Source organism: Pseudoalteromonas sp. UG3-2 (assembly GCF_037120705.1).
Lineage (GTDB): Bacteria > Pseudomonadota > Gammaproteobacteria > Enterobacterales > Alteromonadaceae > Pseudoalteromonas.
Genome location: NZ_JAWLJU010000002.1, coordinates 390782 through 405876 on the forward strand (window position 1 = coordinate 390782; position 15095 = coordinate 405876).

General features: G+C 43.4%; 15 protein-coding genes. 9 read left to right on the top strand and 6 right to left on the bottom strand.

Annotated features, from left to right (window positions below; all coding sequences use genetic code 11):
• Together pabC and mltG are read left to right on the top strand one after the other, a co-directional pair.
• Positions 1 to 780 carry an aminodeoxychorismate lyase gene (pabC, locus tag R3P39_RS05090; RefSeq protein ID WP_336566062.1) on the top strand — a complete coding sequence of 260 codons (780 nt, stop codon included), beginning with the start codon at positions 1 to 3 and terminating at the stop codon, positions 778 to 780.
• Positions 777 to 1757, top strand: coding sequence for an endolytic transglycosylase MltG (mltG, locus tag R3P39_RS05095; RefSeq protein ID WP_336566063.1), 981 nt, complete (start codon positions 777 to 779; stop codon positions 1755 to 1757). The genes pabC and mltG overlap by 4 nt, the downstream gene beginning before the upstream one ends.
• A 25-nt stretch (positions 1758 to 1782) precedes the next feature.
• Here the strand turns inward: mltG and R3P39_RS05100 are convergent, their stop codons facing one another.
• The 6 genes from R3P39_RS05100 to R3P39_RS05125 form a co-directional block, all read right to left on the bottom strand.
• Positions 1783 to 2160 (bottom strand): hypothetical protein, encoded by a 378-nt coding sequence (locus R3P39_RS05100; protein ID WP_336566065.1) that lies wholly within the window; start codon positions 2158 to 2160, stop codon positions 1783 to 1785.
• 259 nt (positions 2161 to 2419) lie between these two features.
• On the bottom strand, positions 2420 to 3358 hold the full coding sequence (locus R3P39_RS05105) for a LysR family transcriptional regulator (RefSeq protein ID WP_336566066.1): 939 nt from the start codon (positions 3356 to 3358) through the stop codon (positions 2420 to 2422).
• On the bottom strand, positions 3359 to 5101 hold the full coding sequence (gene aceK, locus R3P39_RS05110) for a bifunctional isocitrate dehydrogenase kinase/phosphatase (protein WP_336566067.1): 1743 nt from the start codon (positions 5099 to 5101) through the stop codon (positions 3359 to 3361).
• A gap of 252 nt (positions 5102 to 5353) precedes the next feature.
• Positions 5354 to 5830 (bottom strand): DUF4124 domain-containing protein, encoded by a 477-nt coding sequence (locus R3P39_RS05115; protein WP_336566068.1) that lies wholly within the window; start codon positions 5828 to 5830, stop codon positions 5354 to 5356.
• 61 nt (positions 5831 to 5891) lie between these two features.
• Positions 5892 to 7394: a DUF3413 domain-containing protein gene (locus R3P39_RS05120; RefSeq protein ID WP_336566069.1), complete on the bottom strand. Its 1503-nt coding sequence runs from the start codon at positions 7392 to 7394 to the stop codon at positions 5892 to 5894.
• Positions 7395 to 7398: 4 nt separating this feature from the next.
• The gene (locus tag R3P39_RS05125; RefSeq protein ID WP_336566070.1) at positions 7399 to 7611 is read right to left on the bottom strand and encodes a DUF1414 domain-containing protein; all 213 of its coding nucleotides are present in this window, start codon (positions 7609 to 7611) and stop codon (positions 7399 to 7401) included.
• Between the two features lie 66 nt (positions 7612 to 7677).
• Here R3P39_RS05125 and yejK point away from each other — a divergent pair, with 66 nt between their 5' ends.
• The 7 genes from yejK to R3P39_RS05160 all read left to right on the top strand — a co-directional run bounded on the left by yejK (position 7678) and on the right by R3P39_RS05160 (position 15085).
• Positions 7678 to 8691 (top strand): nucleoid-associated protein YejK, encoded by a 1014-nt coding sequence (gene yejK / locus R3P39_RS05130; protein WP_336566071.1) that lies wholly within the window; start codon positions 7678 to 7680, stop codon positions 8689 to 8691.
• Positions 8692 to 8867: 176 nt separating this feature from the next.
• Positions 8868 to 9944: a porin gene (locus R3P39_RS05135; protein WP_336566072.1), complete on the top strand. Its 1077-nt coding sequence runs from the start codon at positions 8868 to 8870 to the stop codon at positions 9942 to 9944.
• Between the two features lie 10 nt (positions 9945 to 9954).
• The gene (locus tag R3P39_RS05140) at positions 9955 to 10359 is read left to right on the top strand and encodes a phosphate ABC transporter substrate-binding protein (protein ID WP_336566073.1); all 405 of its coding nucleotides are present in this window, start codon (positions 9955 to 9957) and stop codon (positions 10357 to 10359) included.
• A gap of 886 nt (positions 10360 to 11245) precedes the next feature.
• Positions 11246 to 12079, top strand: coding sequence for an alpha/beta fold hydrolase (locus tag R3P39_RS05145; protein WP_336566075.1), 834 nt, complete (start codon positions 11246 to 11248; stop codon positions 12077 to 12079).
• 142 nt (positions 12080 to 12221) lie between these two features.
• Complete coding sequence (locus R3P39_RS05150) at positions 12222 to 12659, top strand: hypothetical protein (protein WP_336566076.1); 438 nt, start codon at positions 12222 to 12224, stop codon at positions 12657 to 12659.
• Positions 12660 to 13588: 929 nt separating this feature from the next.
• Positions 13589 to 13903 (top strand): hypothetical protein, encoded by a 315-nt coding sequence (locus tag R3P39_RS05155; protein WP_336566077.1) that lies wholly within the window; start codon positions 13589 to 13591, stop codon positions 13901 to 13903.
• 603 nt (positions 13904 to 14506) lie between these two features.
• Positions 14507 to 15085 carry a hypothetical protein gene (locus R3P39_RS05160; protein ID WP_336566078.1) on the top strand — a complete coding sequence of 193 codons (579 nt, stop codon included), beginning with the start codon at positions 14507 to 14509 and terminating at the stop codon, positions 15083 to 15085.
• Positions 15086 to 15095: the final 10 nt, after the last annotated feature.

A 15095-nucleotide genomic window follows, 5' to 3' on the forward strand; every position in this document is an offset into this window, starting at 1 on the left:
TTGCAGCAGCAAACCCAATTCCCAGCGAACGACCGTGGGCTCAGTTATGGCGATGGTTTTTTCACTACGGCGTTGATAAAACATGGTAAGGCACAACTTTGGCCATTTCATCGGGCCAGACTGTTAGAGTGCCAACAGCGCTTAGGCTTTCCGGTGTTGCCATGGCAGCAACTAGAGCAACAACTTGCTGAAGCCACCGCAGGGATAGCGCAAGGGGTTATCAAGATCCTTATTACTCGTGGCGTAGGGGGCAGAGGCTACCAGGCACCAGAGCGCGTAACGCCAGTATTTAATCTGCAAACCTTTGACTACCCTGAGCATTATCTGCGTTGGCAACAACAGGGGATCAGTTTGGCGATGAGTAATATTAAACTTGGCTTGCAGCCATTACTGGCAGGGTTAAAAACCTTAAATCGCATAGAGCAGGTACTGGTTAAACAAGATGCTCAGCAATTTAGCGAAGAAGATGTGGTGGTGGCCAATATCAATGACCATATCATTGAAGCGTCGGCGGCCAACCTTATATTTATCAAACAAGGTAACATTTATACGCCTGATTTAAGCTTGTGTGGCATTCGCGGTGTTTATTTGGATTACCTCTCGAGTCAACTCAAGATTCACAGCCAGAACGTCAATTTAGCCGAATTAAAACAAGCAGATGCCATCTATCTTTGCAATAGCTTAATGGCTTTGGTTCCCGTGCAGCGACTGCAAGAAAAGACGTTCGATATCGCCAAGACTCGGCAGTTACAGCAGCAATTTTTACAGGTGAAACCATGATAAAAAAATTACTAGTAGTGCTGCTTTTGCTGATTGCATCCGCAACCTGGTGGTTGTTATCTGTGGTGGAGCAGATGCAAAGTGAAAAGTTACTGCTGGATGAAACCTACACTGAGGTAAAAGCAGGAGAAACCTTTCGCCGCTTATGTCAACGTTGGCAGCAGGTCGGGGCGATAGAAAGCTGCTTGCCTTACAATTTATACAGTAAACTGGCACCTCAGCAATTTGCATTGCAATCCGGTGTTTACCAGCTTAAAGGCAAGCCGGTTCTCGAGGCGTTAGCGATTATACGTCGTGGGCAGCAACACCGCTTTAGTTTTACTATCATTGAGGGAGAAGCCATTTGGACGGTGACCAAAAAAATCGCCGCTGCGCCTTATTTAAATTATGATATTGATAACCTCAGCGAGCAGTTAGGGCTTCAGCAAGACAGCGCTGAAGGCTGGCTGTACCCCGATACCTATTATTATCATGGCAACGACTCGGCATTGGCGTTATTGCAGCGAGCGCACCAAAAAATGCAACAGGTTTTAGCACAACAATGGCAACAACGAAAACCTGATCTACCATTGCAATCTCCTTATGAAGCGTTGATTTTAGCGTCGATTGTTGAAAAAGAAACAGGGGTGGATGGTGAGCGCAGCAAAGTCGCGTCAGTCTTTATTAATCGCCTTAGAAAAGGCATGCGCCTACAAACTGACCCAACCGTGATTTATGGCATTGGGGAGTCTTTTGACGGCGACATTAAACGCAAAGATCTGCGTCAGATGACGCCATACAACACTTATCGAATTGACGGTTTACCTCCCACGCCCATCGCCATGCCCTCGACAGCCGCGATCCAGGCCGCGTTAAATCCGCAGCAGACGGAATACTTTTATTTCGTCGCGTCGGGGACTGGGGGACATCAGTTTTCTAAAACCTTGGCCGAGCATAACCGTGCCGTGCAGCGCTACTTAAAACAGCAACAACAATAACTCAGTGTTACATCGGACTGTGTTATTACTCATCGTCTACGGTGCTTAACCAGGCAACGGCGTCTTGCTGATTTTCAAAATTACGCAGTTTAAGTTGATGCTTTTCGGCGAAAGCTTCTATGAGGCCACTCTTGGCATCTTTCGGAGAAACGATCCGTGCAATAGCGATTCCGTCTAATACTTCATTAATTTTCTTTAACACGGTCAGCACGTTTGGGTAGTCGTAGGTAATATTGAGCTGTGAGACATCGATTAGCAAATGCTTAAAATCATTGCTTTTTAGGTAGTTGCCAAGGTTTTTATACATATTAACAATGTCGTCTTCGACACAATCACCATAAGCTGCAGCATGGATCAGTTTCTCTTTGAGGTCTATGGTGGTGCGATAGGAAAACTTCTTCATACGATTTAAGCCAAGTAGTGTGCTTTATAACAGCATAGACTAAGATGGCTTAAATCACGAAAAAACCAATCCCTTACCAGACCAGAGTGGCTGACGTTTATACTAATTTGCTTAATAAAGTGGTCTATTTGAGGCAAGAAAATTCTATCGATAACTAGGCGAAAATTTTGCTATTTAGTTGTTCTAAATAAGAAATTTTTAACGCAGTTAGCGTCGAATTTGCTCCCTCAAATTGAGCAAGTATTAATGCGGATTGGTATTAGGCCAGCTCTTCTGCTACTTCAGCAACCTTTTGGCGCAGCCACACATGACTGGCATCGCGGTGCAATAACGGGCTCCAGATCATGTCTAATTCAAAGGGCGGAATGGGGAAAGGTGGCTCTAATACGGTAAGCGTTGGATCCGCATGGTAAATGTTGGCCGCTTTTGATGGCAAGGTAGCGATGAGGTTTTGCTCTTTGGCCAAGTGGATAGCCACATGGTAGTTACGGGTGAAGGTGGCGATATTACGATGCTTACCAAAGTGGGCCAGGGCCTCATCGACCCAACCAAGCTTTTGCACATCAGCAGGGTCCATTCCGACACCAACGCCAAAGCCCGTTTTACTTACCCAAATATGGCGTGACTTTAGGTAAGCATCAAGAGTGAAATTAGTAATAACAGGGTTATCCGATTTTACTAAGCAACAAAAGCTATCCTTCCAAATTCGTTTGTGATGAAACGACTGAGGTAAGTTTTCAAAGCGGTTTATGGCCATATCGACCTTGCCATTTTCTACATCATGAAAGGTAACATCACTGGGCGTTAATATATCTAAGGTGGTGTCAGGCGCTTCTTCATGAAGCTTACTGAGTAAGCGTGGCGCGAGGGTACTGGCAGCATAATCACTGGCCATGATACGAAAAACACGGTTACTCACTGCTGCTTCAAACTCACGGTTTGGGGCAAGGGTTTCTTCTAAGGTCATTAAAATGCCACGGATCACTGGCTGCAACTCTAGCGCGCGCTCAGTGGGTACCATGCCTTCGCTGGTGCGAACTAAAATCGGGTCGTTAAACAAGTTTCGTAGTCGTTTTAGGCCGTTACTCATGGCAGGCTGGGTGATACTAAGTTGGTTTGCCGCCTTAGTCACATTGCACTCTCGTAGCAGGGTATCTAAATAGACCAGCAGGTTTAAGTCGATTTTACTAATGTTCACTTAGGTTTCCTTTGTATTATTGTTTTTGCTGCCATGCTGTAAAAAACGTTTATGTTGTGGATAAGGGTAAATGTGTTTTACCACTTTATCCTTTATATGTTGTTGTGCCTGTTGCCAAAAATGCACTTCGACTAAGTCAGCATGGTGACGTAGAAACAGCTCCTTTAGTTTAGGGTTTGTTAGCACGAATGTACACAGCTGTTCAGGAAAGACATCTTGCGGTGCACTGGAAACGTCGCCACCACTATAAAAGTCATCGAGGCCCTGACTTGTTGGCAAGGCGCGAAAGTTCATATCGGTCAGGTATTGAACTTCATCGTAATCATAAAAAATAACGCGATGATGCTTACTCACTCCGAAATTTTTCAGTAGCATATCACCAGGGAAAATATTAACCGCCAACATTTCTTTTAAGGCATTGCCGTAATCTTTCATCACCACTTCACAGGCCTTTTCATCGGCATGCTGGATAAATAAGTTCAGTGGCGTAATGCGGCGTTCAATGTATAAATGTTTGATCACTAGATTGTTTCCCTCAACACGAATGCTGTTGGCGATGGAGCTAAGTAGCTGTTGATAGAGCTGCTCCCCAATGCGCTTTATGGGGATCACCACATCGGAGTACTCTAACGTATCTGCCATGCGGCCCACGCGATCATGACGTTTTACCAGCTGATAGCGAGACAGCACCGTGTCTCGGTTGAAGGGTTTTGATTCTGGGAATTTGTCACGAATGACCTTAAACACATAAGGAAAACTTGGCAAGGTAAACACCATCATCACCATACCAGGGGTACCGGCTGCCACTTCAAATTGTTCATCTGAGGTGGCAAGGTGATGTAAAAACTCACGATAAAACTCCGTTTTACCTTGCTTGTGGAAGCCGATGGCATTATAGAGCTCGGCCTTGGTTTTATTAGGCATGAGTTGATTAAGAAACTTAACCAAAGCAGATGGCGCATGAGTTGTTACTAAAAAATAAGCGCGCGCAAAACCAAAAATAACCCGCATTTGTGAGCTGTTGGTAAGTAGCGCATCAATCATTAAGCCACCATCAGGTGCATGCAGTACGGAAATTATAAAGGGTTGCACTCCTGACTTTGACACCACTCTGCCGACGATATAAGCCCCCTTATTGCGGTAAAATGGGGCTCTTAAAATATCAAAACGCATCAAATGGCTGCGATGATGGGTATTTGGCGCTTGCTTTAAAAAGGCTTTTACTAACAGCCTAATATCCCGATCCAAATCTTCAAATTCACAGTGAAAATCGATTTGTTCGATGATGTTTTTAATGGTGGGCTTAAGGCCATGTTCAACGGGAAAGTAGCTGCGATACTCCGCTTCTACTGGGAGTGCGGTGGCGTTGGCCAGTTGCGTTTCAACGAAGATAAAGTCGCTGTTATAGTATTTGCGATGAAACAGTCGGCAAAATACCGAGTTGTAGAAGGTTTCGGCCAGTTCTGGCTGCGGATGAAAAGACAAACGCTCTAAATAGGCTTGCTTTACTGCATACCACAGTGGCTTATCCAGTTCTCTACTGCCATGGTGCTGACTAAGTTGTTGTGCCGTCTCATCCACTTTGCTGTCATACTGAATAATTCGAGCTTTACTTATACGGTCTATTTCGCCCCAGTTTTGCTGGGCAAAAGCCTGTGGGGCCTTGCTCGTTACCGCTTGAAAAGCCTGAAAGTGTTTTTGAAATCCACTGAGTATTTGTTCGGCCAGTTGCTCTGCTTGCATGCTATCCCTCGAACTGTCATTGCTTTATCACATCGCCAGTGTTGATGACCCAACAGTACATACAAAACAAAATGAAATGGCGGCAAGGGGTGAATCAACACTAAGCACTCTACTAAGGATTGTTGCATTTGTCACCTGGTTGTACCAGTTGACTGGCCAGTAAATCAACATAATTTGCTGCGTGCGTTTGCCGCCTGCGCTCGATGGCGTAAAAGCGTTTACTCGGGAAGCGATGCCATTACTCAGGCACTGTTATTGATAGCGACTGAGCTTTTTTTCTAGGCGAGCTATCTCTTTATTTAAGCGTTTTATTGCTTTGCGATGACGCTTGTTAATGGCTTTAACCTTAGAGCGGACAATTTTACTATGGCGCCGCTGTTCATTATCGCTCATTAATCTGTTTAAGCTATCTTGCTGCTCTTTAATGGCGCGATCTTTATCACGATTGAGAATGGCATGCTCATGGCGCTTTGCACGTAGGGCACGTTTAAGGTTGGTGATTATTTGTTTCTTTTCTAGGTTATTGAGAGTTTTATAAAACTGCTCTCGCGGTACTGGAATTTTTGGATCCGTGGTGGTGATGGTATGCTCTGTGGCGTTACCTGCACAGCGAAACTGGCTATACACTACACCACGCTCCGTGGTGCATTTATAATATTTAGTCGTTTCGGTCTGGGCTGCGCTTGAAACTAAGAAGAAAAAGCAGCAAAAAATCGTTAGCTTGTTCATATTTCATCCTTGAAAACGAGTACGTATATATAGCGTAGATGACATAGCCTCGACATCAAGTTTACTGTTCAGGTGGTGTGGTATACTTTTTCAACGTTTTAATGCTTTGGATTAAAAACGGCACATCTAAATTACCATCCAGCACAAACCCTTCTTTGGCTGACATTTGCTTGAAGCTGCCATCTTGATTAACCAAGGTGATCTTATCTTTTTTATAGGCAACCAACACACCCTGAGTAAAATTAACGCCTTCGGCATGGGGCCTAGTAGTTACGTCAGAGGCCAGCATGCTTTGTTTGGCAATGTCACCGCAACCAAAGTAGGAGCTGAGCAGGGTATAGATGATATCGTTGGGTTGTACTAATCCAGATACCTCGTTGAATTGCGCAATATTCGTTAACGCGGTTGTGGTGACCACGGTGGTGCTATACTCACTGATATCAAGGGCAACAAAGGGTTGCTTGGTATCAGTAGCAGATAACTCGGCAACGGTTTTAATCTTAATTGGTGCCTTTGGATCATTGGCTATAAATGGATAGCTTGTGTTCTCGGCACTGAGCATATCCGTGACCAAAGCCCACACAGGCGCTTGTTGTTGCAAGACAATGGAGTCTTTGTAATAACTGGGTAAGCCGTAAATAAGGCTAAACTCTGCATCACTGCTGTTGCCTGCACGCAATACTGACTCCAGTTTAATGGCGTGTTGTGAGGCTGCCATCTCATTCAGCAGTGCTTGGTAAGGCTTAGCGTCAGTGAATAAATAAATCGTCACCGCAGGTGTATCGGTAACCTTGCAGCTCGCTGTGACTAAAGGTGGCTGATAGGTCGATTGCTTATCACTTAACTCCAGCGAGCGCGCTTGTTCATAACGCTCTAAATCGAGCAAGTCGTGGCGAGCTAGTAATGTTTTTGCCGTGGTTGGGTAAGATAATGGCAACACGTTGTCTTGCTTAGTAATATCGAAAAAAGCATTGGCATCTGCCCAAATGTGCAGGCTGTGGCTTAGAGCAAAGCAGGTCACTATGGTACCCGTGGCATAGCGAGGGAATTTCAGCGACTTCAGCTCAGCCAAATGGCGCCAAGCATAATTGCCAGCTAAAAGTTCGAATGTCAGTACCGCGACAATAATCGTCAGTGCAATGACAACATTAAACCACGATGAGCCGACAATGGTTTGCCAAAGTAGAGCAATAATATCGGACAGCGAGGCGGGGTTAATGTGATACCCCAAACGCAGATAAACAAAGGCATCTATCATTAAAATGATAATGCCAGTGGTGGCAGTGACTGCTGCCATTCCTCGTATATGCCGCGGGTAAGGAAAAACCAAACTAAGCGGGAAAATAGTTAACACAAAGGCACAGAAGGTGATAAAACTGGTATGACTTAACCAGGTGATCAGCATGTAAAACCAACCAACCAAGGTACTTGGCGCCTTATCGGCGGCCAGATAGACTAAGCTTATCAGCATAACCAGCCCGATGTTAGCAAAGGTAAACCAGTGCCCCCAACTGAGCAGTTGGCTAGCTTTAGACGAAAACGGGCTGTGCGGTGTTAGATTCATTCCGTTACTTTACTGATTGAGTGAGCGCTTTGGCAAAATTTTCAGCAACAGATTCTCGCTTCGCTTCTGGAACATGTTCTTTTAGGATGTGCGTGATAGAATTACCTAAACACATCAAGCTGAGATCAACTGGTGCATTTTGCGAGCTTAATACGTTGATTAATTGGTCAACAATTTCTTCTACTTGTTCATTGGAATACTTTGATTGGATAGGCATCAGTTGGTTCAATAATTTAAAAGCAATAATTTTTACATTTTAACATTAGAGGCGTGAAAAACAAAGATGAGCGTTGAGGTAAAAAAACTAGTTGTACATTATGTCGACAAACAAGATGACGATACCGAAATACACCTGCGTGACGACGAGATGCAAGTCAATGATCGCGTCAATGTTTTTATTGAGCAACTGCATCATGCTTACAATGGCAAGCCAGGCAAAGGCTTTTGCGCCTTTAGTGGCGAAAAAAGCAGTGTTGTTGCCTCGGCCATGCAAAGCTATCGTAACAACGAATTACACTTTTGGAACTTGACTCAAGAAGCCACCAATGTGCTTAAAGAAGAGCTCAATAAGTATGCCTTTAATGAAACGGGTTATTTGGTCTTCTGCCATTACCAATACGTTGCCAGTAATTTTATCTTAATTGCATTAATTAATATTAAAGAGCATTACACTATTACTTCGGACTTAGATCTTTCTGCGGCAAAGCACTTAGACATTGCTAAAATGCAACTGGCGGCACGAATTGACTTAGATGCCTGGGATACGCAAGCCGACGAAAATCGCTACATTTCCTTTATTAAAGGACGAGCAGGGCGCAAAGTAGCAGATTTCTTCTTAGACTTTTTAGGCTGTGAAGAAGGCATTGATCCTAAACAGCAGTCGCAAACCATGCTGCATGCAGTAGAGGACTATTTAGCAACCCAAGATTATCAAAAAGAAGAAAAAGACGATCTTCGTAAAGAGGTGTTTGATTATTGCAATGATTGCATCTCTGCAGGCGACGATACTGAAATTGGCTCACTCTCTGAAACTCTATCTAAATCCAACGAGGTTAAATTTGAAGACTTCTATAAAGAGCAGGGTTACGAGCTAGAAGAGAGCTTCCCGGTCGATAAAAAGACCGTTACTAGCATGGTTAAGTTTTCAGGCATGGGCGGCGGTGTGAGTGTTGGCTTTGAACGTAAACACCTGGGTGAGCGAGTGGTGTATGATGCCGCCTCGGATACCCTGACAATCAAAGGCGTGCCGCCAAACTTAAAAGACCAAATTGAACGCTATTACAACGAGGAATCTTAACTTTTAGCTAATTTTCATCATAGCGAATAATAAGCAGCCGAAAGACTGCTTTTTTAGTTTTAATTGCAAAAAATACAATTCAATTAGCACTCTAGTTATTTTTTATAGCATTTTTTTAAATTTAACTATACTTGGTCTGTAGTACTTGTAGAACAAGCAATTGGGATGATTCAACTATGAATATGAAATTAGCATTAGGCTGTACCCTTTGCTTGGCCAGCTTTTATAGCCAAGCCGAAGTTAACTTTTCAGGATTTGCCAGTATTAATGCCGGTAAAGTGTTAAGTGGAACAGGAGTGCCACAATTTGGAATTAATGAGCCAACCTTTTTGGCTGATTACCCTATCGTCAGTGTTTACAATGAGGACATCTCATTTGAACCAGAAACCCTAATGGGCTTGCAGTTTAGCTCCGACCTTACCGAAGGCCTTAGCGTCACTGGGCAAATCGTTGCTCGCGGTGCTAATGACTTCGATGCCAAGTTTGAATGGGCCTACTTATCCTACGACATAAACGAGAACTGGACATTTCAAGCCGGTAAAAAGCGCCTGCCATTGTTTTATTATTCTGACTTTTACGATGTTGGTTATGCCTATGTCTGGATGCGGGCACCTGCAGACAACTATACCTGGCAAATTTTTAATTATAACGGCGTGAATTTACTTTACAGCGGCAGTATTGGTGACTGGTCGTTGAGCGGTAACATCTATGCCGGTAAAGAAGACGATGAAGAAAACAAGTTGCTCAGTGATTTCTTCTTCCGCGAACCGACGCGAGAAATATGGAAAGACATCGTCGGGGGAGTCATTCAAACCAGTAACGATTGGTTAGAAGTGCGCCTTACTCACATGCAATACACTAATCAGCGCTACCGTGGTGGAGAGCCGGTGCTTTGGAATGGCAGTGACGAGCGTGATGGTAAGTTTTATGGCTTGGCGGTGAATGCCGACTGGGGTGACTTTTTCATTTTATCTGAGCTCAATCGTCTCGACCTCGATGGTAATCTTGATACCAGTATGATCACTTTAGGGTACCGCTTTGACTCTATCACACCCTTTGTCTCTTATGCTGATTTTGAAGGCGAGGGCGTTGATGCCGAAAGCCACGAAACCACGTCAATTGGCTTACGCTGGGACTTTCACTATGCTGCGGCATTTAAAATCCAGTATGACGAGGTTGATGATAATTCTGTAGGTCTGGCGGTGGCCGGTGATAGTAAAACCATCACCATTGGCGTAGACATGGTTTTTTAAGGAGCAAGACATGAAAAAATTATTAATGCTTACTCTTCTATGCAGCACATTCAGTGCCATGGCCGTGGATGTTATTGTCAACCCAGCTAATGGCTCGGCGTTAGATGAGAGTGAAATCAGAAAAATCTTTATCGGCAAATCAAAGTCCTTTTCGGATGGGTCAAAAGCACTACCTATTACCCAGGTTGAAGGTTCTGCGATCACCGATGAATTTAATCAAAAGGTACTGAATAAGTCCTCGAGCCAGCTAAAGGCCTATTGGTCTAAATTAGTGTTTACCGGAAAAGGAACGCCGCCGAAAGAGGCAGAAAATGATGCCGAGGTGATAAAGTTAGTGGCTAGCAACCCCAATCTTATTGGCTTTGTGTCATCGGGTGCTGCTGATGGCAGTGTAAAAGTAGTGAAATCCTTCTAACACATACAGAGTTGGGGCGGTTTGGCCTCAACTCCTTTGTAACTCCTCAAATGATAAGTGGCTGTATGAAAACAGGAAAAGGACAGCCACCTTTAACGCCTCGTTCTGTCGGATTGCTTTCCTCGTGACAGATTTCAATGCCCGTCCATGGGCGTTGACTGACGCATCGATGCTTGCCCAAAGAAAAGTAAGTAAAAGAAAGGGCCACTGCCTTCATCATACTAAAATTTATTTTGTTAATTAAAGGGTTGATTCTGAGGCAAGTAAATCTCGGCAATAACACCGTTCTCGCGCTCTGCTATCGTCCTCAAGTCAGCAGCCAATTTTAACGTTACCAGCAGGTAAGGGCCATCCATAGCCCTGACATGCTTTTTCGCGCTTCTCTGCGCGAAATAAGTTAATTGGCTGCTGACTTGAGGGTGTGATGGGGGGAGGAGGGCATTGCTGTTGGTTGCTGTTTTAATCTGTTAGTAATTTCATTGCTGAAAAATCAGTGACAACTATCGTTATTTCATACTGTGACATTTACTTTTTAGTAAAATACAAATTTATGATGGTTATCAGCTATTAAAGTTAACCTCCCAAGCGACGGTGAGAGGTAGAGCAATTTCGGCTGTGCCAAAGCCATGGGATCTTGCCAAAGCGTGAAAGAATAGGTTTAATGGAGCTCATAAATAACGTTGTTCAGGCAGGGATAGAGTCAGGTTGTAGCGTTTAGCTCAAAAAAACGGTTCAAGTTAACAGTCACTCATCAAAAGCAAGTCCCCACAGCATAAACCACACCAGCCGGATATGGCGTACAGGTAGCAGCCCAGTTCAACAAGCGATTATCCGTACTGCGTACGCATGAATACTCAAGCGTTAAGTTTCTAAGAGGATTGAATTGATGTTCAAATATTTGTTGTTTTTCTTTATGGCTTTTTCAAATCTTGCTTCGGCTCAAGAACAAAATTTTGAATTCGTTGAAGTCAACGGTAAAAAACTTGCTTATCTATGCAAAGGTTCTGGTGAGTTAACTGTTTTACTTGTTGCAGGTATGGGATTAGAAGTTCAGTCAACATACAAAAACACATTTAGAAATATTGAGCCTGAGAATTACAAAGTGTGTATGTATGACCGTGCAGGATATGGAAAAAGTGCGTACAACGATCCTAAAGTCAGGACAATGTCTGAGCTTGCCAACGAATTAAATGGACTTACTGAAAAGCTAGATTGGAGGAAAGTAATTCTTGTACCACACTCTTTCGGTGGTCTGATAGCGCGAGCTTTTACAAACAAAAGTCCTGAAATCGTAAAAGGTATAGTCTTTGTCGACGCGGCACACGAAAGTTGGTATCAAGATATGAAATTATCTATGTCTAATGAAGGCTGGAAAACTATGGAGTGGATCATAGATTGGGAGCGTAATCATCATTCCTTCGAGGACTTTGAGGAGGCTTCCTCACATTCAGCTATGTATACTATACCGGAGAACATGCCTGTTATGGTGCTATCCAGAGGTATTCCACACGTTAGCATTCGCCAAACAAAAATGAGTTACGAGGATGTAGATATTTACACACAAACATGGGACCGTTCTCAGGAGAAACTTAAGTCAATCACAAAAAATACTGAAGCAGTAACCATGAAATATGCATCACACCTTTTCGATGAGACAGACCCATGGATAGTTATTGAGTACATAGAAAAAATGGTTGCTAAAGTCGAGAACGAAACTTAACAAGGCGCTTAACACGTGTGCCACTGCGTGCAACACTGGGACAGTAACGCAGCGGCGCTCCGCGATTATTGCGCTACTTTGCCAATTTCCGCGCTTTTATCTATATTAAAATTTCACTCAAATTTCAAATAAGGATAGTTTCATGAAAATCACTCTCTCGACTTTAGCCATATTGTTCCTCTTTTGCGCCTCTATTCATACGCACGCAACAACAAATCAAGTAAGCGAATATAAATTCTTTCAGGAAAAATTTAACGTCAGCCTGTTCGAAAAACATTCTGAAGTCAAAATCAAAGATATGCTAAAAGTAGTGAATTCTGGCCACTCAGACGCAGCTTTAAATTCCAACCTAAAAAGTTTTATTGAATTAGGTTTCTCCGATGAACTTATCGAATCCAATTATCTATGCTCAACGAATGGATGCGTTTTGTTTTTGGGGTTAGACCCTAATAACGACGACGCTACAAATTACCGGGCAAATAGCTACATTTCAAATATAGACAATCAATATTGGTACGACTTTGAATCCAAAGATGTATTCGAGTCTAATAACAGGTACTTCGTAGTATTGCTCAAATGAGGCAGCTAACAAATAAGGATAGGTCGCGCGAAGCCGCGACCTTATCCAAGTGTTGAACAAGCCCTGTGTCGTTCTGCGATGCTTTTATATAAAAAATAGCGATGTAAAAGTTGAGAGGTTGGTGAGTGATTGACGGTCACTCTCATTTTAACTGGGCGCAGTCAGCCCCTAGCATATTACGCTAATTAACATCTTCAATTTAGTCAGTTTCATAAGTTTTAACTCCCTCCTGTTACTCTTTACTTGTGCCAAAAGACTAAGGTGCCCCAGTTACGGAAATTGTTTTAAAACAGGAAAAGAACAGACATCTTTGACGCTTCGGTGTGTTGGGTTAGTTGTCGTCGTGACGGGTTTCAACGCCCGTCCATGGCCCTGACATGCTTTTTCGCGCTTCCCTGCGCGAAATAAGTTAATTGTCTGCTAACTTGAGGGTGTGATGAGGGAGAAGGTCGCTGCTGTTGGTTGTTGTTTTAATCCGTTCATAATTTCATTGCTGAAATACCAATGACGCCTATCGTTATTTCATACGGTGACTTTACTTCCTTGGTAAAGCACAAATTTATGGTGGGTCTCAGCGGTTAATGTCATTCTGCTAAGCAGCGTTTTGGGAGGTAGGGCAAATTCGGCTGTGCCTGAGCTACATAACCTTGCCAAAGTGTGAAAAAGTAGGTTTAATGGAGTCATAAATAACGTTGTTCATGCAGGGATAGAGTCAGGTTGTAGCGTTTAGCACCAAAAACACGGTTCAAGTTAACAGTCACACATCAAAAACAAATCCCCACAGCATAGACCACACCAACCGGGTACGGCGTGCAGATAGCAGCCAGTTCAACAAGCGATTATGCGTACTGCGTACGTATGAACATAAAGCGTTATGCCCCAATCAACAATTTAGGATTTTTGAAGTAATCATCTAAAAGGAGAAAAAGATGAAAAAATTTCTTGTCTCAGCGTCACTTTTGACAGCTCTATTATCTGGCTGCGCAAGCGCCCCTAGCCCTTGGGCAGGAATACCTTATGAAGAAAGGCAAGCATGGTCTGGTATAGGTGTAAATGGGTACGAGGCGAAACAGTTAAGGCAAAATGGATTTACTCCAATGGATACCAGTGAATGGATCAAGCTGGGTATAAGATCTCCCGCGTCTATCATGTCATGGTATCGTGCAGGCTTCTCTGCAAAACAAGCATCCAAGTGGCTCGCAAAAGGTTTAAGCCTGCAGGAAGCAATTCACCTAACAGAGTAGTAAGAACATAACAATCCGCTATTGTTTTTCACTCCGTTCGCTGGGACGCAAACACGCAGGGCCGCTTCGTTATTATACCCTACGTGTCTGCGGCCCAAAGCTTAACGTTATGAAGCAAGTAAGCTGGCTCTGGTCACGCGTATAATTTAAAGTGTATTTAATGAAAATTAGTCAAAAAAATAAAGATAATTTTTTTAATTTAGTGGATTCTTTAAAAAATGTAGAAGAACTGTTTAAAGCTACATAATAAAGCATTTAAGACGGACTCCCAACGATTGCCATTTTCAGTGATTACGGTAGTGAAAGGTTTCTTGTTAGTGTTACTCATATCTTAAAAGGGCGTTGAACTAAACCGCTACTAGGTGATCCCACACTGACCGCAGTAATAAATGGACTAAGAATCTACATAGGTAAGTGATAAATATCCAAATTAAACAGTATCCGTCCGCTAAGCTAGAATATATAACCGCGATTACGCCATTCGATTATGTGATTCACTCAGTAAAAGCACTAGACAGCTAGAGTTATTTTACACTTTATTACTGTCTAGTCGCGCGTTCTTTGCTAAATTGATCTTCGGGCCGGCGTGATTAAGGAACCCATATGAATGTGAAACAATTTGGCTTATTGGTTATGGTGATTGCGAGCTTAACTGGGTGTAGTTCAAGCAGTAACCCTGCTTCAGCGGGCCCAGGTATAGATATCCCTGATTGGGTGGTGAATCCTTACGTTGCGGGAGGAGTGTCAGCCACTGACTGCGTGGAGTACTCGGGAAGTATCTTCGTCGACCAAAAAATGGCCGTCGCAAACGCAAATCAAGTGCTCGCCAAGCGACTAGCATCACAGGTAGTTAAGCTCGATAAAGCGTACGCCGGTTTAGTCGATAATGGCACGCAAAAGCGACCTGAAGCTACTTTTAGTTCCACGTCTCAGCAATTAATCCAGCAGCACCTAGTTGCATCTCGGGTATTGAAAGCAGACATCATTGCGATTGCAGGCAAAGATTACTTTTGTGCCTTGACCACATTGCCTTCTGAGCAGAGTAAAAGCTTGTTTAAAGCGCTTATCAACAGCAGCCAAGTTGTGTTAGCGCCGGATGAACAAAAGAGCTTACATCAAGCGTTTAAAACCTATAAAGCAGAAACAGACCGCAATAAAGAAATCATTCGCTTAACGAAATAATTGCATGATG